This window comes from Mycobacterium sp. NGS48, assembly GCF_059812585.1.
Window position 1 is genome coordinate 1 of the sequence record NZ_JCALCY010000050.1, and the last position, 467, is coordinate 467.

At 65.5% G+C, this 467-nt stretch carries 1 pseudogene; it reads left to right on the top strand.

Annotation, left to right across the window (positions count from 1 at the left end):
- Positions 1 to 467 (top strand): annotated as a pseudogene (locus AC5Y42_RS23610) (type I polyketide synthase); the annotation flags it as partial.

Below are 467 nucleotides of genomic sequence, written 5' to 3' on the forward strand. Positions count from 1 at the left end.
TCCGAGGGTGGCGGCATGTTGGTGGTGGAGCGGCTCTCGGATGCGGTGCGGTTGGGGCATCCGGTGTTGGCGGTGGTGCGGGGGTCGGCGGTCAACCAGGACGGTGCTTCGAATGGGTTGACGGCGCCCAATGGTCCGTCGCAGCAGCGGGTGGTGCGTGCGGCGTTGGCCAATGCCGGGTTGAGTGCTGCTGAGGTGGACGTCGTTGAGGGGCATGGCACCGGGACGACGTTGGGTGATCCGATTGAGGCGCAGGCGCTTTTGGCGACTTATGGTCAGGGCCGCAGTGAGCCGTTGTGGTTGGGGTCGATCAAGTCGAATATGGGTCACACTCAGGCGGCGGCCGGGGTGGCGGGTGTGATCAAGATGGTGCAGGCGATGCGCCACGAGATGCTGCCCGAGACGTTGCATGTGGATGCGCCGAGTCCGCATGTGGATTGGTCGGCGGGTGCAGTGGAGTTGTTGGC